The sequence below is a fragment of the Pseudomonas sp. RA_105y_Pfl2_P56 genome (assembly GCF_963970845.1).
In the GTDB taxonomy this organism is placed as follows: Bacteria; Pseudomonadota; Gammaproteobacteria; order Pseudomonadales; family Pseudomonadaceae; genus Aquipseudomonas; species Aquipseudomonas baetica_A.
The window spans coordinates 1-19,544 of sequence record NZ_CAXAPL010000057.1 but is presented as its reverse complement, the minus strand read 5'-3'; the positions used below and the strand labels follow the sequence as shown (position 1 = coordinate 19,544).

General features: G+C 60.4%; 21 protein-coding genes. 18 read left to right on the top strand and 3 right to left on the bottom strand.

Features of this window, described 5'->3' with window-relative positions:
• Window positions 1-126: 126 nt before the first annotated feature.
• From AACY11_RS26175 to AACY11_RS26160, 4 genes are all read left to right on the top strand, one after another.
• Window positions 127-786, top strand: a complete 660-nt coding sequence (locus AACY11_RS26175) for a transglutaminase-like domain-containing protein (protein ID WP_339496047.1) — start codon at window positions 127-129, stop codon at window positions 784-786.
• 43 nt (window positions 787-829) lie between these two features.
• The gene (locus tag AACY11_RS26170; protein ID WP_339430804.1) at window positions 830-1,453 is read left to right on the top strand and encodes a glutathione S-transferase family protein; all 624 of its coding nucleotides are present in this window, start codon (window positions 830-832) and stop codon (window positions 1,451-1,453) included.
• A 136-nt stretch (window positions 1,454-1,589) separates the two neighbouring features.
• Complete coding sequence (locus tag AACY11_RS26165) at window positions 1,590-2,522, top strand: ABC transporter ATP-binding protein (protein ID WP_339430803.1); 933 nt, start codon at window positions 1,590-1,592, stop codon at window positions 2,520-2,522.
• On the top strand, window positions 2,519-3,298 hold the full coding sequence (locus AACY11_RS26160) for an ABC transporter permease (RefSeq protein ID WP_339430802.1): 780 nt from the start codon (window positions 2,519-2,521) through the stop codon (window positions 3,296-3,298). Before AACY11_RS26165 ends, AACY11_RS26160 begins: the two co-directional genes overlap by 4 nt.
• Before the next feature lie 75 nt (window positions 3,299-3,373).
• On the opposite strand, the gene AACY11_RS26155 is transcribed toward AACY11_RS26160, so the two are convergent.
• Window positions 3,374-3,892 carry a DUF2062 domain-containing protein gene (locus AACY11_RS26155; protein ID WP_339430801.1) on the bottom strand — a complete coding sequence of 173 codons (519 nt, stop codon included), beginning with the start codon at window positions 3,890-3,892 and terminating at the stop codon, window positions 3,374-3,376.
• A 136-nt stretch (window positions 3,893-4,028) separates the two neighbouring features.
• Here AACY11_RS26155 and AACY11_RS26150 point away from each other — a divergent pair, with 136 nt between their 5' ends.
• From AACY11_RS26150 to AACY11_RS26090, 13 genes are all read left to right on the top strand, one after another.
• Window positions 4,029-6,263, top strand: coding sequence for a DNA internalization-related competence protein ComEC/Rec2 (locus AACY11_RS26150; protein WP_339496046.1), 2,235 nt, complete (start codon window positions 4,029-4,031; stop codon window positions 6,261-6,263).
• 101 nt (window positions 6,264-6,364) lie between these two features.
• The gene (locus tag AACY11_RS26145; protein ID WP_221733720.1) at window positions 6,365-7,000 is read left to right on the top strand and encodes a MotA/TolQ/ExbB proton channel family protein; all 636 of its coding nucleotides are present in this window, start codon (window positions 6,365-6,367) and stop codon (window positions 6,998-7,000) included.
• Window positions 6,997-7,425: an ExbD/TolR family protein gene (locus AACY11_RS26140; protein WP_221733712.1), complete on the top strand. Its 429-nt coding sequence runs from the start codon at window positions 6,997-6,999 to the stop codon at window positions 7,423-7,425. The genes AACY11_RS26145 and AACY11_RS26140 overlap by 4 nt, the downstream gene beginning before the upstream one ends.
• Window positions 7,425-8,435 carry a tetraacyldisaccharide 4'-kinase gene (gene lpxK / locus AACY11_RS26135; RefSeq protein ID WP_339496045.1) on the top strand — a complete coding sequence of 337 codons (1,011 nt, stop codon included), beginning with the start codon at window positions 7,425-7,427 and terminating at the stop codon, window positions 8,433-8,435. The genes AACY11_RS26140 and lpxK overlap by 1 nt, the downstream gene beginning before the upstream one ends.
• 22 nt (window positions 8,436-8,457) lie before the next feature.
• Entirely contained in the window at window positions 8,458-8,643 is a 186-nt protein-coding gene (locus tag AACY11_RS26130) for a Trm112 family protein (protein WP_187677807.1), read from the top strand.
• Window positions 8,640-9,404: a 3-deoxy-manno-octulosonate cytidylyltransferase gene (kdsB, locus tag AACY11_RS26125; protein ID WP_221733710.1), complete on the top strand. Its 765-nt coding sequence runs from the start codon at window positions 8,640-8,642 to the stop codon at window positions 9,402-9,404. The genes AACY11_RS26130 and kdsB overlap by 4 nt, the downstream gene beginning before the upstream one ends.
• Window positions 9,404-9,868, top strand: coding sequence for a low molecular weight protein-tyrosine-phosphatase (locus AACY11_RS26120; RefSeq protein ID WP_339430798.1), 465 nt, complete (start codon window positions 9,404-9,406; stop codon window positions 9,866-9,868). The genes kdsB and AACY11_RS26120 overlap by 1 nt, the downstream gene beginning before the upstream one ends.
• Window positions 9,865-10,884, top strand: a complete 1,020-nt coding sequence (gene murB / locus AACY11_RS26115) for a UDP-N-acetylmuramate dehydrogenase (RefSeq protein WP_339430797.1) — start codon at window positions 9,865-9,867, stop codon at window positions 10,882-10,884. The genes AACY11_RS26120 and murB overlap by 4 nt, the downstream gene beginning before the upstream one ends.
• A gap of 247 nt (window positions 10,885-11,131) precedes the next feature.
• Window positions 11,132-11,602 (top strand): (2Fe-2S)-binding protein, encoded by a 471-nt coding sequence (locus tag AACY11_RS26110; RefSeq protein WP_221733707.1) that lies wholly within the window; start codon window positions 11,132-11,134, stop codon window positions 11,600-11,602.
• Window positions 11,599-13,920 (top strand): xanthine dehydrogenase family protein molybdopterin-binding subunit, encoded by a 2,322-nt coding sequence (locus AACY11_RS26105; protein ID WP_339496044.1) that lies wholly within the window; start codon window positions 11,599-11,601, stop codon window positions 13,918-13,920. The genes AACY11_RS26110 and AACY11_RS26105 overlap by 4 nt, the downstream gene beginning before the upstream one ends.
• Window positions 13,920-14,900: an XdhC family protein gene (locus tag AACY11_RS26100; protein WP_339496043.1), complete on the top strand. Its 981-nt coding sequence runs from the start codon at window positions 13,920-13,922 to the stop codon at window positions 14,898-14,900. Before AACY11_RS26105 ends, AACY11_RS26100 begins: the two co-directional genes overlap by 1 nt.
• Window positions 14,897-15,493 (top strand): nucleotidyltransferase family protein, encoded by a 597-nt coding sequence (locus tag AACY11_RS26095; protein WP_339430794.1) that lies wholly within the window; start codon window positions 14,897-14,899, stop codon window positions 15,491-15,493. The genes AACY11_RS26100 and AACY11_RS26095 overlap by 4 nt, the downstream gene beginning before the upstream one ends.
• A 141-nt stretch (window positions 15,494-15,634) precedes the next feature.
• Window positions 15,635-16,501, top strand: a complete 867-nt coding sequence (locus tag AACY11_RS26090; RefSeq protein ID WP_339430793.1) for a carboxylate/amino acid/amine transporter — start codon at window positions 15,635-15,637, stop codon at window positions 16,499-16,501.
• 50 nt (window positions 16,502-16,551) lie between these two features.
• On the opposite strand, the gene AACY11_RS26085 is transcribed toward AACY11_RS26090, so the two are convergent.
• The gene (locus AACY11_RS26085; RefSeq protein ID WP_221733702.1) at window positions 16,552-17,850 is read right to left on the bottom strand and encodes a mechanosensitive ion channel family protein; all 1,299 of its coding nucleotides are present in this window, start codon (window positions 17,848-17,850) and stop codon (window positions 16,552-16,554) included.
• Window positions 17,851-18,040: 190 nt separating this feature from the next.
• Between AACY11_RS26085 and AACY11_RS26080 the strand changes: the two genes are divergently transcribed.
• Window positions 18,041-19,381 carry a DEAD/DEAH box helicase gene (locus AACY11_RS26080; RefSeq protein WP_339430791.1) on the top strand — a complete coding sequence of 447 codons (1,341 nt, stop codon included), beginning with the start codon at window positions 18,041-18,043 and terminating at the stop codon, window positions 19,379-19,381.
• On the opposite strand, the gene AACY11_RS26075 is transcribed toward AACY11_RS26080, so the two are convergent.
• On the bottom strand, window positions 19,344-19,544 hold a 201-nt coding region (locus AACY11_RS26075; protein WP_339496042.1), incomplete at its 5' end, for a hypothetical protein. The two genes, AACY11_RS26080 and AACY11_RS26075, sit on opposite strands and share 38 nt — an antisense overlap.

Below are 19,544 nucleotides of genomic sequence, written 5' to 3'. Positions count from 1 at the left end.
GGTGGGCAACACGCGTGGGAAATCGTTCGTTCACTGCGCAACTTTGCGTGCATGTTTGGCCGAAACGTCGTTATCTCTGTGCTTGAGCGGTCGCTAGACTCGGGGCTCACCCAGGAGATTGCCGTCATGCACGAGTATCTGAGTCCCGGCCGCTTCATCGATAGTGACCACCCGGCGGTGGTGGAGTTCGCCGAACAGCACCGTGGCGCCAGCGGTGACCCGCTCAAGCAGGCGATCAATCTCTACTACGCCGTGCGCGAGGCGGTGCGCTACAACCCTTACACCTTCAGTCGGGATCCGCAGACGTTGCGCGGCAGTTACGCTTTGGCAACGGGAGAGAGCTATTGCGTGCCGAAAGCCACGCTGCTGGCCGCTTGCGCGCGACATTGCGCGATTGCGGCACGCATCGGTCTGGCGGATGTGCGCAATCATCTGTCGACCCCGCGTTTGCTTGAACTGCTCAAGAGCGATGTGTTCGCCATGCACGGTTACACCGAGCTGTTTCTTGGTGATCGCAGGGTCAAGGCGACGCCTGCGTTTAACCAGAAACTCTGCGAACTGTTCAACGTCGCGCCACTGGATTTTGACGGTATCAACGACAGTGTTTTCCACCCGTACAACCGGGACGGTGCGCAGTTGATGGAGTACCTGGTCGATCACGGCCAGTTCGCCGATGTGCCGCAAACCTTCTTCTTTGAGCATCTGGAAAAATGTTATCCGCACCTGTTCGGCGATCAACAGTCGCCACTATTGGGCGACATGCAGAGTGATGTCAGCCGCCTCTGATCCGGCGTATGCTGCCTGCCCACGCATTTGCAAAGAGGCGGTCATGCTGAAGATCTGGGGACGGAAAAACTCATCGAATGTCAGGAAGCCATTGTGGGCCGCCGAAGAACTCGGCCTGGCTTACGAGGCGATCGATGCGGGTGGCGCGTTCGGTGTGGTCGACACGCCGCAGTACCGGGCGATGAATCCGAATGGCCGGGTGCCGGTGATCGAAGACGACGGTTTTGTGCTGTGGGAGTCCAACGCCATCGTCCGCTATCTGCTGGCCAAACATGCGCCTGACAGTGCCTGGTACCCGGCAGACCCACAAGCCCGGGCTATCGCTGACAAGTGGATGGACTGGACCACTTCGAGTTTTGCCGGTCCCTTCCGCACCGTGTTCTGGGGCGTTTTGCGGACACCGGCCGACCAGCAGGATTGGGCGGCTATCGACGCGGCGATCACGCAATGTAACGAGCTTTTGAGCATGGCCGACGCTGCTTTGGCCTGCCAGCCTTACCTCGGCGGAACAGAAATCGGCATGGGCGATATTCCGCTCGGCAGTTTCATTTATGCCTGGTTCGAGATGCCCATCGAGCGGGCTCCGCAACCGCATCTGCAAGCCTGGTACGAGCGGCTCAAACAGCGTCCGGCCTACAAAAAAGCCGTCATGACCGCGTTGACTTGATAATTACTATCGACACACTTGACTGTACTTGTGCGGCGGGGGCAAGCACCATTGCGCTCTTGCGCTGCGGTTGTATCCCTCGCCGCTTGCCCTTATTTCTCTCTTTCCTCCCTTCACCATGGTGCGTAAATCAGATATGAGTTCCGCTCTGTCCATCCGGCAGCTAACCAAAACCTACGGCAACGGGTTCCAGGCCTTGAGTGGTATCGATCTGGACGTCGCCGAAGGTGATTTTTTCGCCTTGCTCGGCCCCAACGGCGCCGGCAAATCCACGACCATCGGCATTCTTTCCACCCTGGTGAACAAGACCAGCGGCACGGTGAATATCTTTGGCAATGACCTGGACAAGAGCCCGGCCGCGCTTAAGCGCTCGATCGGCGTGGTGCCCCAGGAATTCAACTTCAACCAGTTCGAAAAGACGTTCGACATCGTCGTGACCCAGGCCGGTTACTACGGCATTGCGGCGAAAATCGCCAAGGAACGTGCCGAGCAGTACCTGACCCAGCTCGGCCTGTGGGACAAGCGCGATGTGCCTTCGCGTTCGCTGTCGGGCGGCATGAAGCGCCGCTTGATGATTGCTCGGGCGCTGGTGCATGAGCCGCGCCTGTTGATCCTCGACGAACCGACGGCCGGCGTCGACATTGAACTGCGTCGTTCGATGTGGACGTTCCTCACCGAACTTAACCAGAAAGGCATCACCATCATCCTCACCACGCATTATCTGGAAGAGGCTGAGCAGTTGTGCCGCAACATCGGCATCATCGACCACGGCACGATTGTCGAGAACACCAGCATGCGTCAGTTGCTCGGCCAACTGCATGTGGAAACCTTCCTGCTCGACCTCAAGGGCAATTTGAGCGTCGCGCCGCAACTGGTCGGCTATCCGTCCCGTTTGGTGGATGCACACACGCTGGAGGTGCAGGTCGACAAATCCATGGGCATCACCGCGTTGTTCGGCCAACTGGCTCTGCAGAACATCGAAGTGTTGAGCCTGCGCAACAAAACCAATCGCCTTGAGGAGCTGTTCGTGTCCCTGGTGGAGAAAAATCTGTCGAAGGTGGCGGTATGAGTTCCGAATTCCGTCCCAACCTCGTCGCGCTCCAAACCATTGTTTACCGCGAGGTCAAACGCTTCACCCGGATCTGGCCGCAAACCCTGCTGCCGCCGGCGATCACCATGGTTCTGTACTTCGTGATCTTCGGTAACCTGATCGGTCGGCAGATCGGCGACATGGGTGGCTTCACTTATATGGAGTACATCGTGCCGGGGCTGATCATGATGTCGGTGATCACCAACTCCTACGGCAACGTGGTGTCGAGCTTCTTCGGTAGCAAGTTCCAGCGTTCCATCGAAGAGTTGATGGTCTCGCCGGTCTCGCCGCACACAATCCTGATCGGCTATACCTGTGGTGGCGTGCTGCGCGGGTTGATGGTGGGTGTGATCGTCACCCTCCTGTCGCTGTTCTTTACCCACTTGCAGGTGCATCACCTGGGCGTGACCCTTCTGGTGGTGGTGCTGACGGCGACGATTTTCTCGTTACTGGGCTTTATCAACGCCGTGTTTGCGCGCAATTTCGATGATATTTCGATCATCCCGACCTTCGTGCTGACACCGCTGACGTATCTGGGCGGCGTGTTCTACTCGATCACTTTGCTGCCGCCGTTCTGGCAGACGGTGTCGCTGGCCAATCCGGTACTGCACATGGTCAACGCCTTCCGCTACGGCATCCTCGGTGTTTCGGATATCCGCATCGGTATTGCGATCACCTTCATGCTGGTGGCGACGGTGGTGTTGTATTTCGGTTGCGCGCGTTTACTGGTGAGCGGGCGCGGGATGCGGACCTGACGCTATGCCCAGTCGCATGCTTGGCTAGTCCGGGCACCACAAAAAACGGCCTCCATTGCGCAGGCCGTTTTGCATTCAAGGCGTTCGGTTTTTCTTGCGCCGCGCCCATTGCCGTGCGACCCACCAGCGCCAATACATCATGACCACGAAGTAGGCGAGGGCGCCCAGCACCAATCCGGACAGCACCGAACCGAGCAAAAACGGTTGCCACAACGTCGACAGCTCACCGCTTATCCATTCCCAGGTCAGTTGATCGGGCAAATGCCGTATCGGCACGTCCATCAGCCACGCACCCACCTTATAAGTGCAAAAAAACACCGCTGGCATGGTGATCGGATTGGTTAGCCAGACCAGGCTCACAGCAATTGGCAGGTTGCCGCGCACCTTGATTGCCAGCGCTGCGGCCACCAGCATCTGCAACGGGATCGGTAGGAATGCGGTAAACAGACCCACTGCCATTGCTCGAGCGACCGAGTGGCGATTGAGGTGCCAGAGGTTCGGGTCATGCAGCAACTTGCCGAGAAATCGTAAGGATTTGTGTTCCCTGATCCTCGTTGGGTCGGGCATGTAGCGTTTGAATAAGCGCCGGGGCATAAGGCTTCTCGGTCGATTAAGGCGGCAAGTATGTCTGGATTCTACGAACCGCCCATTCAGACTTTGTGACAATTGTTGACGACGGTCGTGCCCAAGACCCGCTATGCCTAAGTGCGCGACTCTCAAGGACGGGCTTATGCGCACAGGGATGATGGCGTTGGCAGTCGGTCTGCTGGCCCCGATAGTTTTGCCGGCTTTGCCGCCGGTCGGGTTGACCGTGTTGCTGGCGGTGGTGGGTTTGATGTTGCTGCCGTTTCGCAGCTATCCATTGGCATTTTTATTGTTTGGTTTCACTTGGGCCTGCGTCGGCGCGCAATGGGCGCTGGATGAGCGACTTTCAACCCGTCTGGACGGCGAAACCCGCTGGCTTGAGGGGCGGGTGGTTGGTCTGCCGCACAATGGCGACGGTGTGGTGCGTTTCGAATTGGCTGATGCGCGCTCGCGTCACGAGAAACTGCCGTCACTGATGCGTCTGGCCTGGTACGCCGGGCCACCAGTCAACAGTGGCGAGCGCTGGCGCCTGGCGGTCAAGCTCAAACGCCCGGCCGGTTTGCTCAATCCGGATGCCTTCGATTACGAAGCCTGGCTGCTGGCGCAACGCATCGGTGCGACCGGTACGATCAAGGATGGCCGGCGTTTGGCCGAGGCGCGGTGGGCGTGGCGCGACAGCATTCGTCAGCGCTTGCTCGCGGTGGACGCTCAGGGTCGGGCCGGTGCATTGGCCGCGCTGGTGCTGGGCGATGGCTCTGGGCTCAGCCGCGACGATTGGCAGATTCTGCAGGACACCGGCACCGTCCATTTACTGGTGATTTCCGGCCAGCACATCGCAATGCTGGCGGCGGTGATGTACCTGGTGGTTGCCGGGTTGGCCCGTTATGGGCTGTGGCCGCTGCGTTGGCCGTGGCTGCCATGGGCCTGTGCGCTGGCGTTCGCCGCGGCGCTTGGTTACGGGTTGCTCGCCGGATTCGACGTGCCGGTGCGCCGGGCCTGCGTGATGGTCGGGCTGGTGCTGTTGTGGCGTTTGCGCTTTCGCCATCTCGGCGCGTGGTGGCCGCTGTTGCTGGCGTTCAACGCCGTGCTGTTGCTTGATCCGCTGGCCGGTTTGCGCCCCGGTTTCTGGTTGTCGTTCGCGGCGGTGGCGGTGCTGATCCTTACCTTTGGCGGTCGTCTCGGAGGCTGGCGTTGGTGGCAAACCTGGACGCGGGCGCAGTGGCTGATTGCAATCGGTTTGTGTCCAGTGCTGATGGTGCTGAGCTTACCGATCAGCCTGAGTGGGCCGTTGGCGAATTTGCTGGCGGTGCCTTGGATCAGTCTGGTGGTGTTGCCGCCGGCATTGCTCGGCACTTTATTGTTACCCGTGCCGTATGTCGGCGAAGGCCTGTTATGGGCGGCCGGCGGTTTGATCGACGGGTTGTTTCGAGCCTTGGCGTTGATTGCCGGGCAATGGCCTGCGTGGATTGCACCGTCGATTCCCGCGTGGGCGTTAGCCATGGGCAGTCTAGGCGCCTTGCTGTTACTGCTGCCGCGCGGTGTACCGATGCGTCCTCTGGGCTGGCCGTTACTGCTGGTTCTGGTCGTGCCGCCACGCGAGCGATTGGACGAAGGCTTGGCCGACATCTGGCAGCTCGACGTCGGCCAGGGGCTGGCGATTCTGGTCCGCACCCGGCATCACACCTTGCTCTACGACGCCGGGCCGCGTTTCGGTGATTTGGACCTCGGCGAACGCGTTGTGCTGCCCGCCTTGCGCAAATGGAGGGTCGAGAAGCTCGACTTGATGCTGCTCAGCCACGCCGATGCCGATCATGCCGGTGGTGCTCTGGCAGTGGTGCGCAACTTGAAGGTGGATCGAGTCATCAGCGGCGATCCGCCGGGGCTGCCAGCCGAACTGAACGCCGAAGCTTGTGAAAGTGGCCGCCGATGGCAGTGGGATGGCGTCGGTTTTCACCTGTGGCAATGGGCGGATGCCCGCGACAGCAACCAGCGCTCCTGCGTATTACAGATCGAGGCCAGCGGCGAGCGCCTGCTGCTGACCGGCGATATCGACACCCATGCCGAACGTGTCCTGCTCGACAGCCCGCTGGCAGTCCCGACGCAATGGTTGCAAGCGCCGCACCACGGCAGTCGCAGTTCTTCATCGATGGCCTTGCTGAAAGTGTTGAAGCCCGGCGCCGTGCTGATTTCCCGAGGCCACGGGAATTCGTTTGGCCACCCCCACCCGACGGTGCTGGCACGCTATCGCAAACAGGGGCTGCGCATTTATGACAGTGCTGAACAGGGCGCCATTCATCTGCAATTGGGCCGCTTCAGGCCACCCTGGACAATGCGCCAACAGCAGCGTTTCTGGCGTGATCCACCGTCATTGACCCATTGATCGGGGCGTGGACGAAGGCGACGTCACGGTCGTCGGGGCGGCGGGTCTTAATCATGAACCGGTATGGTAAAGTGGCGCACTTTTTCGAGGGGACTGTCACTGTGTGGGAATTGGTCAAATCCGGCGGCTGGATGATGTTGCCGATCATTCTGAGTTCCATCGCGGCCATGGCGATTGTCGCCGAGCGCCTGTGGACCCTGCGCGCCAGTCGCGTCACTCCCGAGCATCTGCTGGGTCAGGTCTGGGTCTGGATCAAGGACAAGCAGCTCAATAAAGAAAAACTCAAGGAATTGCGCGCCAATTCGCCGCTGGGGGAAATCCTCGCCGCAGGCCTTGCCAACTCCAAACATGGTCGCGAGATCATGAAAGAGTGCATCGAAGAGGCCGCTGCCCGGGTCATTCACGAGCTTGAACGCTACATAAATGCACTGGGCACCATCGCCGCCATGGCGCCCTTGTTGGGCCTGCTCGGCACCGTACTGGGCATGATCGATATTTTCAGCGCGTTCACCGGTTCCGGCATGGGCACCAACGCCTCGGTGTTGGCTGGCGGTATTTCCAAAGCGCTGATCACCACCGCAGCGGGCCTGATGGTCGGTATTCCGGCGGTTTTCTTCCACCGTTTCCTGCAGCGCCGCATCGATGAACTGGTGGTGGGCATGGAGCAGGAGGCGATCAAACTGGTTGAAGTGGTGCAGGGCGACCGTGACGTCGATCTGGCTGAGGGCAAAGCGTGAAATTCCGTCGCAAACCCCGGGAAACCGTGGACATCAACCTCGCGTCGCTGATTGACGTGGTGTTTATCCTGCTGCTGTTTTTCGTCGTGACCACCACCTTTACCCGTGAAACCCAGTTGCGCGTCGATTTGCCGGAAGCGGTCAGCGGCTCGCCCGCCGAAGATCAGCAGGTCAAACAGATCGACGTCGCCATCAGCGCCGAGGGCGTGTTTTCGGTGAACAACAAGATTCTGCCGAAAAACGATCTGGCCACCCTGATGGAAGCCATGCAGAAAGAATCCAACGGCGACACCAGCCTGCCGTTGTCGATCAGTGCCGATGGCAAAACTCAACACCAATCGGTGATCACTGCCATGGACGCGGCCGGCAAGCTCGGTTTCAGCCATCTGCGCATGACCACGGTCGAGGCGGCGCCCAAATCCTGATGAGCCTGTCTGATCGCTTGCTCGCCGCGTGGTATCAGGGGCACCCGGCCCTGACGCTGCTGCGGCCGCTGGAAATGTTGTACCGCCGCGTGGTGGTCAACAAACGCCAGCGTTTTCTTGATGGCGAAGGTGAAATCTACCAGCCACCAGTGCCGCTGATCGTGGTCGGCAACATCACCGTCGGGGGCACGGGCAAGACACCGATGATTCTCTGGCTGATCGAACACTGCCGGCGCAGCGGTTTGCGTGTGGGCGTGGTCAGCCGTGGCTACGGCGCCAAGCCTGCGCAACTGCCATGGCGAGTCGAGGCTGATCAAAGCGCCGATATCGCGGGCGATGAACCGCTGCTGATCGTTCAGCGCACCGGCGTGGCGCTGATGATCGACCCCGATCGCAGCGCCGCCGTCAAAGCCTTGCTCGAAAGCGAACCGCTGGATCTGATTCTGTCCGACGACGGCATGCAGCATTACCGTTTGGCCAGGGATCTGGAGTTGGTGCTGATCGATGCCGCCCGAGGCCTGGGCAATAAGCGCTGCCTGCCTGCCGGGCCATTGCGCGAGCCGATTGAACGTCTGCAAAGCGTCGATGGTGTGCTGTTCAACGGTGCGCTCGATGATCGCGACGACGGTTTCGCCTTCCGTCTGCAACCCACCGCACTGGTCAATCTGCGCAGCGGCAAACGTATGCCGCTCGATCATTTTCCGGCCGGTCAGGCTGTGCATGCGGTCGCCGGGATCGGCAATCCGCAACGTTTCTTCAATACCCTCGAAGCGCTAGACTGGCGAGCAGTCCCCCATGCGTTTGCCGACCACGCCGAATACAGCGTGCAGGCCTTGAATTTCACACCGTCATTGCCATTGGTGATGACCGAAAAGGACGCGGTGAAGTGCCGTGCCTTCGCTGCTGCCGACTGGTGGTACCTGGCGGTCGATGCGGTGCCGTCGCCGGCCTTTGTGGCCTGGTTCGACACACAACTGATGCGCCTGTTGCCGGATCGTCTTTTGCCTTAACTCTTTTATCCAGGGAATGTTCATGGACACCAAATTGCTCGACATCCTCGCGTGCCCTATCTGCAAAGGCCCGCTCAAGCTCAGCGCCGACAAGACCGAACTGATCAGCAAGGGCGCCGGTCTGGCATACCCGATCCGCGACGGCATCCCGGTGATGCTCGAGACCGAAGCCCGCACCTTGACCACCGACGAGCGCCTGGATAAATGACCACAGCCTTCACCGTTGTCATCCCGTCGCGATACGCCTCCACTCGGTTGCCGGGCAAACCGCTGCTGTTGATTGCCGGCAAACCGATGATCCAGCACGTCTGGGAACAGGCGAGCAAAAGCAGCGCCACCCGCGTGGTGGTCGCAACGGACGATGCGCGCATCGTTGAGGCGTGCAAAGGGTTTGGCGCCGAAGTGGTTTTGACCCGTGAAGATCACAACTCCGGCACCGATCGTCTGGCTGAGGTCGCGGCGAAACTGGGGCTTGAACCCGACGCGATCGTGGTCAACGTGCAAGGCGATGAGCCGCTGATCCCACCGAGCGTGATCGATCAGGTCGCCGCCAATCTTGCAGCCCACACCGAAGCGCGGATGGCCACGTTGGCCGAGCCGATCGAGGACGTGGAAACCCTGTTCAACCCGAACGTAGTCAAGGTTGTCAGCGACCTCAACGGCCTGGCGCTGACGTTCAGCCGTGCCACGTTGCCGTGGGCCCGCGATGCCTTCGCCAAGAGCCGCGAGCAACTGCCCGAAGGCGTGCCGTACCGTCGCCACATCGGCATTTATGCCTACCGTGCCGGTTTCTTGCAGGACTTCGTGAGTTGGGGCCCGTGCTGGCTGGAGAACACCGAATCCCTCGAGCAACTGCGTGCCTTGTGGCATGGCGTGCGTATTCATGTGGCTGACGCTCTGATCGCGCCGCCGACCGGTGTCGATACCGCCGAAGACCTCGAGCGCGTCCGTCGCCTGCTGGAGGCCTGATGCGCGTTCTGTTTGTGTGCCTGGGCAACATTTGCCGGTCACCCACTGCCGAAGGCGTGCTGCGCCGCAAACTGCGTGAGGCCGGGTTGGCGGATCAGGTTGAAGTGGCTTCTGCCGGTACTGGTGACTGGCACGTCGGCAACCCGCCGGACAAGCGCAGCCAGGCCGCGGCCAAAGTGCGCGGCTATGACCTGTCGGCGCAACGCGCGCAACAGGTCAGCCGTGCCGATTTCGCCCGTTACGACCTGATCCTGGCCATGGACAACAGCAACCTGCGCAACCTCAAGGCCTTGCAGCCGTCCACCGGCAAGGCCGAACTGGATCTGTTCCTGCGTCGTTATGCCGGTGTGGTCGATGACGTGCCAGATCCGTACTACGACGGCGATCAGGGCTTCGAGCAGGTGCTGGATCTGATCGAGACGGCGTGTGACCAACTGTTGATCGAAGTGAAGGGCCGGTTATGAGTTTGCAGGTGCAACCCGGGGTTTCCCTGAAACCGTTCAACAGTTTTGGCGTTGATGTGCAGGCGCAACTGTATGCCGAAGCCCACAGCGACGCCGAGGTGCGTGAGGCGCTGAGCTATGCTGCTGCTCACCAGGTGCCGTTGCTGGTGATCGGTGGCGGCAGTAACTTGCTGCTGACCGCTGACATTGCGGCGCTGGTGCTGCGCATGGCCACACGCGGTATCCGCGTGATCAGTGATGACGGCAACCGTGTGGTGATTGAAGCCGAAGCGGGCGAACCGTGGCATGCGTTTGTGCAACACACTTTGGCACAGGGTTTCTCCGGACTGGAAAACCTCAGCCTGATTCCCGGCACCGTTGGTGCAGCGCCGATGCAGAACATCGGTGCCTACGGTGTCGAGATCAAGGATGTATTTGCCGGGCTCACCGCGCTGGATCGTCAGAGCGGCGAGCTGCGCGATTTCACCCTGGAAGAATGCAACTTCGCCTACCGCGACAGCCTGTTCAAACAGGAGCCGGGGCGTTGGCTGATTCTGCGGGTGCGCTTCAGACTCGATCGCGTGGCACATCTGCACCTGGAGTACGGCCCGGTGCGTCAGCGCTTGACCGAACAGGGCATCGAACAGCCGACGCCCACCGACGTCAGCCGCGCCATTTGCAGCATACGCAGCGAAAAACTGCCGGACCCGGCAGTGCTCGGCAATGCCGGTAGCTTCTTCAAAAACCCGCTGGTGTCGGCGGCGCGGGTGGCGCAGATCAAGGAGCAGCACCCGGATCTGGTGGCGTACGCGCAGCCAGACGGGCAGATGAAGCTGGCGGCCGGTTGGCTGATCGAGCGCGCAGGCTGGAAAGGTTTTCGTGAGGGCGATGCCGGTGTGCATAAATTGCAGGCGCTGGTGCTGGTCAACTACGGGACGGCGACAGGCCTGCAATTGCTCGATCTGGCGCAACGTATCCAGAACGATATTGCCGAGCGTTTCAATGTCGAGCTTGAAATGGAGCCCAATCGTTATTGAGGCTACGCTTGCAGAACACCATCCCAAGCCCTGCACCGATTAAAAAGTGCAGGGCTTTTTTGTTAACGCTGGGTTAACTTAGTGAGCTAACGATACCAGCCATTTGCTCCATCAAAGGCCCGGTGCAGGCGTTCCCGTCGGCACAAGAGAGCCGCATTAGCCTGAGTCGATCTGCGTGAACCCTCCGTTGCTTTTTCGGCAGCAGATTGCTCGACCCCATAACCTCCATGAATATGCGGGCGTGCCCATGATTACCCTGAAACTCAATGGTCAAGACCATTCCCTTGATGTCACCGAAGACATGCCGCTGCTGTGGGCCATTCGCGACGTCGCCGGTTACAACGGCACCAAGTTCGGCTGCGGCATGGGCTTGTGTGGCGCGTGCACGATTCATATCGACGGCTTGCCGGCACGCAGTTGCATCACGCCGATCGGCTCGGTCGTCGGGCAGAACGTTACGACCATCGACAACCTGCACGCTGATCCGGTCGGGCAAGTCGTCCAGCAAGCCTGGCTCGACAGCGCCGTGGCCCAGTGTGGTTTCTGTCAGGGCGGGCAGATCATGTCGGCCACTGCATTGCTGAAAACCAACCCGAACCCGAGCGACCAACAGATCGAAGAAGCGATGGTTGGCAATATCTGCCGCTGTGGCACCTACAACCGAATCAAAACCGCGATCCGTCAGGCTTCCACTCATTTGAAGGAGGCCAAGGCATGAGTCGTCTACCCCATGATTTCGCCCTGAGCAATCTCAGCCGTCGCGGTTTTCTCAAAGGCGCCACCGCCACCGGTGCACTGGTGTTGGCAGCGAGTTGGGGTTGGCAGGATGCGTTGGCTGAGGACAAACCGAAGAAGTTCGGCGCCGACGGCATGCCCAACGGCTGGATCGACGATCCGAAGGTTTACGTCAGCATCGCCGCTGATGGCACCGTGACCGTGGTCTGCAACCGTTCCGAGATGGGCCAGGGCGTGCGTACCAGTCTGACCATGGTGGTGGCCGACGAGTTGGAGGCCGATTGGGCTCACGTCAAAGTCCAGCAGGCGCCGGGCGATGAAGTGCGTTTCGGTAACCAGGACACTGACGGTTCGCGCAGCATGCGCCACTGGTATGAACCGATGCGCCGCTGCGGCGCGGCAGCCCGGACGATGCTGGAACAAGCGGCGGCCGAGCAGTGGAAAGTGCCGGTTGGCGAGTGTCATGCACAGTTGCACAAAGTGCTGCATAAACCGTCCGGCCGTGAGCTGGGCTATGGTGAACTTGCCGCTGCGGCCAGTGCGTTGGCGGTGCCGGCGCGTGACAGTCTGCGCCTCAAGCAGCCGTCCGAATTTCGCTACATCGGGAAGGAGGGCACCAAAGCCATCGACGGTGATGACATCGTCAAGGGGCTCGCGGTGTACGGCGCCGATGTGCATTTCGATGGCATGTTGTACGCCACCATTGCCCGGCCAGCGGTGTATGGCGGCAAGGTCAAATCGCTGGATGACAGCGCCGCGCTGAAGGTCCCCGGCGTGCTTAAAGTGATGCAGATCGAAAGTCGTCCGTTGCCCTCGGAGTTCCAGCCGTTGGGCGGAGTGGCGGTGGTCGCCAGTAACACCTGGGCTGCGATCAAGGGGCGCGAGGCGCTGAAGATCGAGTGGGATGACGGCCCGAACGCCAGTTACGACTCGGTTGCCTACCGCAAGGAACTGGAAGCCGCGTCGCTGAAACCCGGCAAAGTGGTGCGCAACACTGGCGATATCGACAAAGCCATGAGCGGCGCCGCGAGCACCCTTCAAGCCTCTTATTATTTGCCACATCTGGCGCAAGCGCCGATGGAGCCAATGGTCGCGATTGCCCGCTACCAGGACGGCCACTGCGAAGCCTGGGCGCCGAGTCAGGCACCGCAGGTTACCCGTGAGCGAATCAGCGAGCGTTTAGGGCTGCCTTTCGACAACGTGACCGTTAATGTCACCTTGCTCGGCGGCGGTTTCGGTCGCAAGTCGAAACCCGACTTTGTCATCGAAGCGGCAATCCTCGCCAAGCAATTCCCCGGCAAAGCCGTGCGGGTACAGTGGACGCGCGAAGATGACGTTCACAATTCGTACTTCCACACCGTGTCCGCTGAATACCTGAAGGCTGGCGTCGACAAGGACGGCATGCCGTCCGGCTGGTTGCACCGCACCGTGGCGCCAAGCATTACCGCGCTGTTCGCGCCGGGCATGAATCATGAAGCGGCGTTCGAGTTGGGTATGGGCTTCACCAACATGGCGTATGCGATTCCCAATGTGCGTCTGGAAAACCCCGAAGCCACGGTGCATACGCGGGTTGGCTGGTATCGCTCGGTGTCGAACATTCCCCATGGTTTCGCGATCCAGAGCTTTGTCGACGAACTGGCGCACAAGGCCGGTGAGGATCCGCTCAAGTACCAGATCAAGCTGCTTGGCCCGGATCGGCAGATCGACCCGCGCACGTTGAGTGAAGAGTGGAACTACGGCGAATCCCCTGAGCGTTATCCGATCGACACCGGGCGTATGCGCACCGTGCTGGAAACCGCTGCCAAGGCGGCCGGTTGGGGGCGCAAACTGCCCAAGGGCCGTGGTCTGGGATTGGCGGTGCATTACAGCTTCGTGACTTACGTGGCAGCGGTGATTGAGGTCGAGGTCAAGGATGACGGCACGCTGATCGTGCACAAGGCTGACATCGCTGTGGATTGCGGGCCGCAGATCAACCCTGAACGCATCCGGTCGCAGTTCGAGGGCGCGTGTGTCATGGGCCTGGGGAACGCGGTGCTGGGTGAAATCAGCTTCAAGGACGGTAAGGTTCAACAAGACAACTTCCACATGTATGAAGTGGCGCGCATGTCGCTGGCGCCCAAGGACGTCGCGGTGCATCTGGTGACGCCGCCGGGTGATGTGCCATTGGGCGGCGTCGGTGAGCCAGGTGTGCCGCCTATCGCGCCGGCGTTGTGCAACGCGATTTTTGCGGCGACCGGCCAACGCATCCGGAACCTGCCGGTGCGTTATCAGTTGCAGGGCTGGCAGAAGGCGAAAGCGTGATGGACAGCGTCGACCTGAACGTCCTGCGCAGCGTGCTCGAATGGCGCCGCGCCGGGCAGAGGGTGGTGCTGTTCAGCGTGGTGCAGACCTGGGGCACCGCGCCCCGGGCTCCTGGCGCGATGTTGGCGTTGCGCGAAGATGGCGTGGTGATCGGCTCGGTGTCGGGCGGGTGTGTCGAGGATGACTTGATCGCCCGTCTGCACGACGGACGCATCGCTACCGACGGGCCGCCCGTGCAATTGATCACTTACGGCGTTACCCGTGAAGAAGCGGCGCGCTTCGGCTTGCCTTGCGGTGGCACGTTGCGTCTGACTGAAGAGCGCGTCGGCGATCCGGCGTGGGTGGCCGAATTGCTCGCACGTTGCGAAGCCCACGAGATTGTGGCGCGCGAGCTGAATATCGACACCGGTGAAGTGGTGTTGTCGCCAGCCAGCCAGTCCGATTCGCTGCTCTTCGACGGCAAAACCCTGCGTGCCATCTATGGCCCGCGTTGGCGTCTGCTGTTGATCGGTGCCGGGCAATTGTCACGTTACGTCGCGGACATGGCGCGGTTGCTGGATTTCGAGGTGTTGATCTGCGATCCGCGCACCGAGTTCGTCTATGGCTGGGAAGAGCATCACGGTCGTTTCGTCCCCGGCATGCCGGATGATGCAGTGTTGAGCATTCAGACCGACGAACGCACGGCGATTGTCGCGCTGACTCACGACCCGCGCCTGGATGATATGGCGCTGCTCACTGCACTCGATTCGCGGGCCTTTTACGTCGGCGCGCTGGGCTCGCGGGTCAACAGCCAGAAGCGTCGGGAAAATCTGGCCCAGCTAGGCTTGTCGGCACAGGCCATCAGTCGATTGCACGGTCCGATCGGGCTGCACATCGGCAGTCATTCGCCGGCGGAAATTGCTTTGTCCTTGCTGGCAGAAATTGTCGCGATCAAAAACGGCGTCGAGCTGAAACAGAAAAGGGCAGTGGAGGGCGCATGAGTCGATCCATTGCTGTGATTGTGCTGGCAGCGGGCGAGGGCCGTCGCTTTCGCGAAGTGGCGGGCGCCGACAAGGATAAGTTACTGGCTGATTGCGCGGGTCGTGATGGCGCCGTGCGCTCGGTGATCGAGCAGGTCTTGGTCAATCTGCCGGCCAGTCTCGACAAGCGAATCCTTGTGACGACTGAAGCGCGGCCGCAGGCGATGCGCATGGCGCAGGCTTATGGTTGCGAGGTGCTGTCAATTGCATCGACCGGGATGGGCGACAGTATTGCGGCGGGTGTGGCGGCGTGTCCGGATGTGGATGGCTGGCTGATCGTGCTGGGGGATATGCCGTTTATCTTGCCGTCGAGTATCGAGCAGGTGGTGGCGGCGATGGCCGATGATGCGGTGAGCGTGCCGGTGCTGGATGGCGAGTTTGGGCATCCAGTCGGGTTCGGCCGTTCGTTGGGGGCGCGGTTGCAGGCGTTGTCGGGTGAGCGCGGTGCCAGGCCTTTGTTCAAGCAGGGACGGGTGGTGGAAGTGGTGGTGGAGGATCCCGGGGTGCTTTGGGACATCGATGTGCCGCAAGCCTTGGTCTTTGCTCAAGCTTGAGCTTATTGGGGGTTCTTGATAGCCCTCACCCGAAAGGCGAGGGGACTGACCAGGCAGTTTTTTCGAGGTTTTTTTGCCTGCGATTTATCCGCTTCACGACAAAACCCGCTATCGTCGCCGCCATTCGAAACAGAGGCGATCATGGGCTATCTACTTTTTGTCACGCTGATCCAAGCGTTTTCTTTCAGTCTGATCGGTGAATACCTGGCCGGTCATGTCGACAGTTACTTTGCGGTGCTGGTGCGTGTGGTGCTGGCCGGGCTGGTGTTCATCCCGCTGACCCGCTGGCGTTCGGTGGAGCCGGCGTTCATGCGCGGCATGCTGCTGATCGGCGCATTGCAGTTCGGCGTGACCTACGTCTGCCTGTACCTGAGCTTCCGGGTGTTGACGGTGCCGGAGGTGTTGCTGTTCACCATCCTCACGCCGTTGCACGTAACGCTGATCGAAGATGCGCTGAATCGCCGCTTCAACCCATGGGCGCTGGTCGCCGCACTGGTGGCGGTGGGCGGCGCGGCGGTGATTCGTTTCGACCGGGTCAACCCGGACTTCTTCATGGGCTTCCTGCTGCTGCAACTGGCCAACTTCACCTACGCCGCCGGGCAGGTGCTGTACAAGCATCTGGTGGCAAAACACCCCAGCGATCTGCCGCATTACCGGCGCTTCGGCTTCTTCTATCTCGGTGCGCTGGCGGTGGTGTTGCCAGCGTTCCTGATGTTCGGCAAAGCCAACTTCCTGCCGGAAGCGCCGCTGCAATGGGGGGTGTTGCTGTTCCTCGGTCTGGTCTCGACGGCGTTGGGCATGTACTGGTGGAACAAGGGAGCGTGCCTGGTCAACGGCGGGACTTTGGCGGTGATGAACAACCTGCATGTACCGTTGGGCTTGCTGCTGAATCTGCTGATCTGGAATCAGCATGAGGCGCTTGGAAGATTGTTCCTCGGCGCGAGTGTGATTCTGGCAGCGGTGTGGATCAGCCGGTTGGGGATCCGCAAACCACTGGCCAGCGCATAACCCACTGTGGGAGCGGGCAAGCCCGCTCCCACCGTTTTTGCTTCGCGGTGTTACATCAAGTGTTTCTGGGCTTCGGGAATGTGGCTTGCACCCAACACCGCCGGCAGCAACCCCGTCCGCAGATCCCCGCCGCTTGGCTGCTGATACAGGCTCAGGCCAAACTCCGGCAACACCGCCAGCAGATAGTCAAAAATATCTCCCTGAATCCGCTCGTAATCGGCCCACGCCGTGGTGCGGGTGAAACAGTAGATTTCCAGGGGAATGCCTTGAGCAGTGGTCTGCATCTGACGGACCATGCAGGTCATGTTCGGCTGGATCTCTGCGTGGCTTTTCAGATACGCCAGCGCATAAGCGCGGAACGTTCCAAGGTTGGTCATGCGTCGACGATTGGCGGACATCGCCGCGACATTGCCCTGGGCTTGGTTCCACGCCTTGAGCTCGGCTTTCTTGCGGCCCATGTAGTCGGTCAGCAGATGTACCTGGCTCAGCTTCTCTTCTTCATCATCGCGAATGAAACGCACACCGCTGGCGTCGATGAACAGGCTGCGTTTGATCCGCCGCCCGCCAGACTGTTGCATGCCGCGCCAGTTTTTGAACGACTCGGACATCAGGCGCCAGGTCGGGATCGAGACAATGGTCTTGTCGAAGTTCTGCACCTTGACCGTGTGCAGGGTGATGTCGACCACGTCGCCATCGGCACCGACTTGTGGCATCTCGATCCAGTCGCCGACCCGCAGCATGTCGTTGCTGGTCAGTTGCACGCTGGCGACGAACGACAGCAGCGTGTCCTTGTAGACCAACAGAATCACCGCCGACATCGCGCCCAGACCCGAGAGCAGCAACAGTGGCGAACGGTCGATCAGGGTGGCGACGATGATGATTGCGCCAAACACGTACAAGACCATTTTCGCCAGTTGCACATAGCCCTTGATCGAGCGAGTGCGGGCGTGTTCGGTGCGTGCATAGATGTCGAGCAAGGCGTTGAGCAGGGCGGTGACCGACAGCAACAGGAACAGGATGGTAAACGCCAGCGCCACGTTGCCCAGAAAGGTCATGGCGGTGTCACTCAGTTCGGGCACCAGATGCAGGCCGAACTGGATGACCAGCGATGGCGTCATTTGCGCCAGACGCTGAAACACCTTGTTGTGGCGAAAATCGTTGATCCAGTGCAGCGAAGGCTGGCGGCCGAGCATGCGGCTGGCGTGCAGGATCAGGTAGCGCGCCACTCGTCCGAGTACCAGCGCGATCACCAGCAACACTGCCAAAGCCAGGCCGGCCTGCAAGAGTGGATGCTGTTCCAGGGTGCCCCAGAGGTCCTGGGCGTTGAGCCAGAGCTGTTTGAAATCCATAAGAGAAACGATTCTTCTGTAAGACGCGATGGGCGATTAGAGCATTTAAGACGCTGTGTATTACCGTAAGAGACAAATCAGGCAACAAAAAACCACTGATTAGCACCGTTTGTATAAAGAAACTCGGCCTGAGCGCTCGAAACCGGTAACCTATGCAGCTGTTTTTTTGCATATCTTCGAGGTAGCACCCGTGTTTTCCCAATTCGCCCTGCACGAACGCCTGCTTAAAGCCGTGGCCGAGCTGAAATTTGTCGAGCCAACGCCTGTGCAAGCCGCGGCCATTCCGCTGGCGCTCCAGGGGCGTGACCTGCGGGTGACGGCGCAAACCGGTAGCGGCAAGACCGCCGCTTTCGTACTGCCGATCCTCAACCGCCTGATCGGCCCGGCCAAGGTCCGCGTCAGCATCAAAACGCTGATCCTGCTGCCCACCCGTGAACTGGCCCAGCAAACCCTGAAAGAAGTTGAGCGTTTTTCGCAGTTCACCTTCATCAAGTCCGGCCTGATCACCGGCGGTGAAGACTTCAAGGTGCAGGCCGCCATGCTGCGCAAGGTGCCGGACATCCTCATCGGCACCCCAGGCCGGATGATCGAGCAACTCAACGCCGGCAACCTCGACCTGAAAGAAGTTGAAGTGCTGGTGCTCGACGAAGCCGACCGCATGCTCGACATGGGTTTTGCCGAAGACGTGCAGCGTCTGGTCGATGAATGCCCGAACCGTCAGCAGACCATGCTGTTCTCCGCCACCACCGGCGGTTCCGGCCTGCGCGAGATGATCGCCAAGGTGCTGAACAACCCTGAGCACTTGCAGCTCAACGCGGTCAGCCAACTGAACTCGACGACCCGTCAGCAGATCATCACCGCTGACCACAACCAGCACAAAGAACAGATCGTGAACTGGCTGCTGGCCAACGAGACCTATCAGAAAGCAATCATCTTCACCAACACCCGCGCCATGGCCGACCGCATCTATGGTCGTCTGGTGGCTCAGGAATACAAGGCGTTCGTGCTGCACGGCGAGAAAGACCAGAAGGATCGCAAACTGGCGATCGATCGTCTGAAGCAGGGCGGGGTGAAGATTCTGGTAGCGACCGACGTCGCGGCCCGTGGTCTGGATGTCGATGGTCTGGATATGGTGATCAACTTCGACATGCCACGCAGCGGCGACGAATACGTACACCGCATTGGTCGTACCGGTCGTGCCGGTAACGACGGTCTGGCGATCTCGCTGATCTGCCATGGCGACTGGAACCTGATGTCGAGCATCGAGCGTTATCTGAAGCAGAGCTTCGAGCGCCGCACCGTCAAGGAAGTCAAAGGCACCTACGGCGGACCGAAAAAGGTCAAGGCCTCGGGTAAAGCGGTTGGCGTGAAGAAGAAAAAGACCGACGCCAAGGGCGACAAGAAGAAAACCGCCGCCAAGACGCCGACCAAGCGCAAGAGCGTCAATCGTCCGAAGCCGGACTCTCTGGTGAGCAGCGATGGCATGGCCCCGCTCAAGCGCCGCAAGCCGGCAGAGCCAGCGGCTGAGTAAGTCGTTTCAGGCGCACACAAAAAACCCGGACAGTGTCCGGGTTTAATGAGATGGTCAGCCTGACCGAGAAGCCCTGCAGGTTTACGCTTGCAGGGCTTTTCTCGTTTTCGGCGGAGGATCTCTCATGAATACGATAACGCTTCTCGGTATCGACATTGGCAAA

Excerpts from the sequence above, each read along its gene's own strand:
- AACY11_RS26175 (WP_339496047.1), top strand. The coding sequence starts at position 127 with ATGCACGAGTATCTGAGTCCCGGCCGCTTCATCGATAGTGACCACCCG.
- AACY11_RS26170 (WP_339430804.1), top strand. The coding sequence starts at position 830 with ATGCTGAAGATCTGGGGACGGAAAAACTCATCGAATGTCAGGAAGCCA.
- AACY11_RS26165 (WP_339430803.1), top strand. The coding sequence starts at position 1,590 with ATGAGTTCCGCTCTGTCCATCCGGCAGCTAACCAAAACCTACGGCAAC.
- AACY11_RS26160 (WP_339430802.1), top strand. The coding sequence starts at position 2,519 with ATGAGTTCCGAATTCCGTCCCAACCTCGTCGCGCTCCAAACCATTGTT.
- AACY11_RS26155 (WP_339430801.1), bottom strand. The coding sequence starts at position 3,892 with ATGCCCCGGCGCTTATTCAAACGCTACATGCCCGACCCAACGAGGATC.
- AACY11_RS26150 (WP_339496046.1), top strand. The coding sequence starts at position 4,029 with ATGCGCACAGGGATGATGGCGTTGGCAGTCGGTCTGCTGGCCCCGATA.
- lpxK (WP_339496045.1), top strand. The coding sequence starts at position 7,425 with ATGAGCCTGTCTGATCGCTTGCTCGCCGCGTGGTATCAGGGGCACCCG.
- AACY11_RS26130 (WP_187677807.1), top strand. The coding sequence starts at position 8,458 with ATGGACACCAAATTGCTCGACATCCTCGCGTGCCCTATCTGCAAAGGC.
- kdsB (WP_221733710.1), top strand. The coding sequence starts at position 8,640 with ATGACCACAGCCTTCACCGTTGTCATCCCGTCGCGATACGCCTCCACT.
- AACY11_RS26120 (WP_339430798.1), top strand. The coding sequence starts at position 9,404 with ATGCGCGTTCTGTTTGTGTGCCTGGGCAACATTTGCCGGTCACCCACT.
- murB (WP_339430797.1), top strand. The coding sequence starts at position 9,865 with ATGAGTTTGCAGGTGCAACCCGGGGTTTCCCTGAAACCGTTCAACAGT.
- AACY11_RS26110 (WP_221733707.1), top strand. The coding sequence starts at position 11,132 with ATGATTACCCTGAAACTCAATGGTCAAGACCATTCCCTTGATGTCACC.
- AACY11_RS26105 (WP_339496044.1), top strand. The coding sequence starts at position 11,599 with ATGAGTCGTCTACCCCATGATTTCGCCCTGAGCAATCTCAGCCGTCGC.
- AACY11_RS26100 (WP_339496043.1), top strand. The coding sequence starts at position 13,920 with ATGGACAGCGTCGACCTGAACGTCCTGCGCAGCGTGCTCGAATGGCGC.
- AACY11_RS26095 (WP_339430794.1), top strand. The coding sequence starts at position 14,897 with ATGAGTCGATCCATTGCTGTGATTGTGCTGGCAGCGGGCGAGGGCCGT.
- AACY11_RS26090 (WP_339430793.1), top strand. The coding sequence starts at position 15,635 with ATGGGCTATCTACTTTTTGTCACGCTGATCCAAGCGTTTTCTTTCAGT.
- AACY11_RS26085 (WP_221733702.1), bottom strand. The coding sequence starts at position 17,850 with ATGGATTTCAAACAGCTCTGGCTCAACGCCCAGGACCTCTGGGGCACC.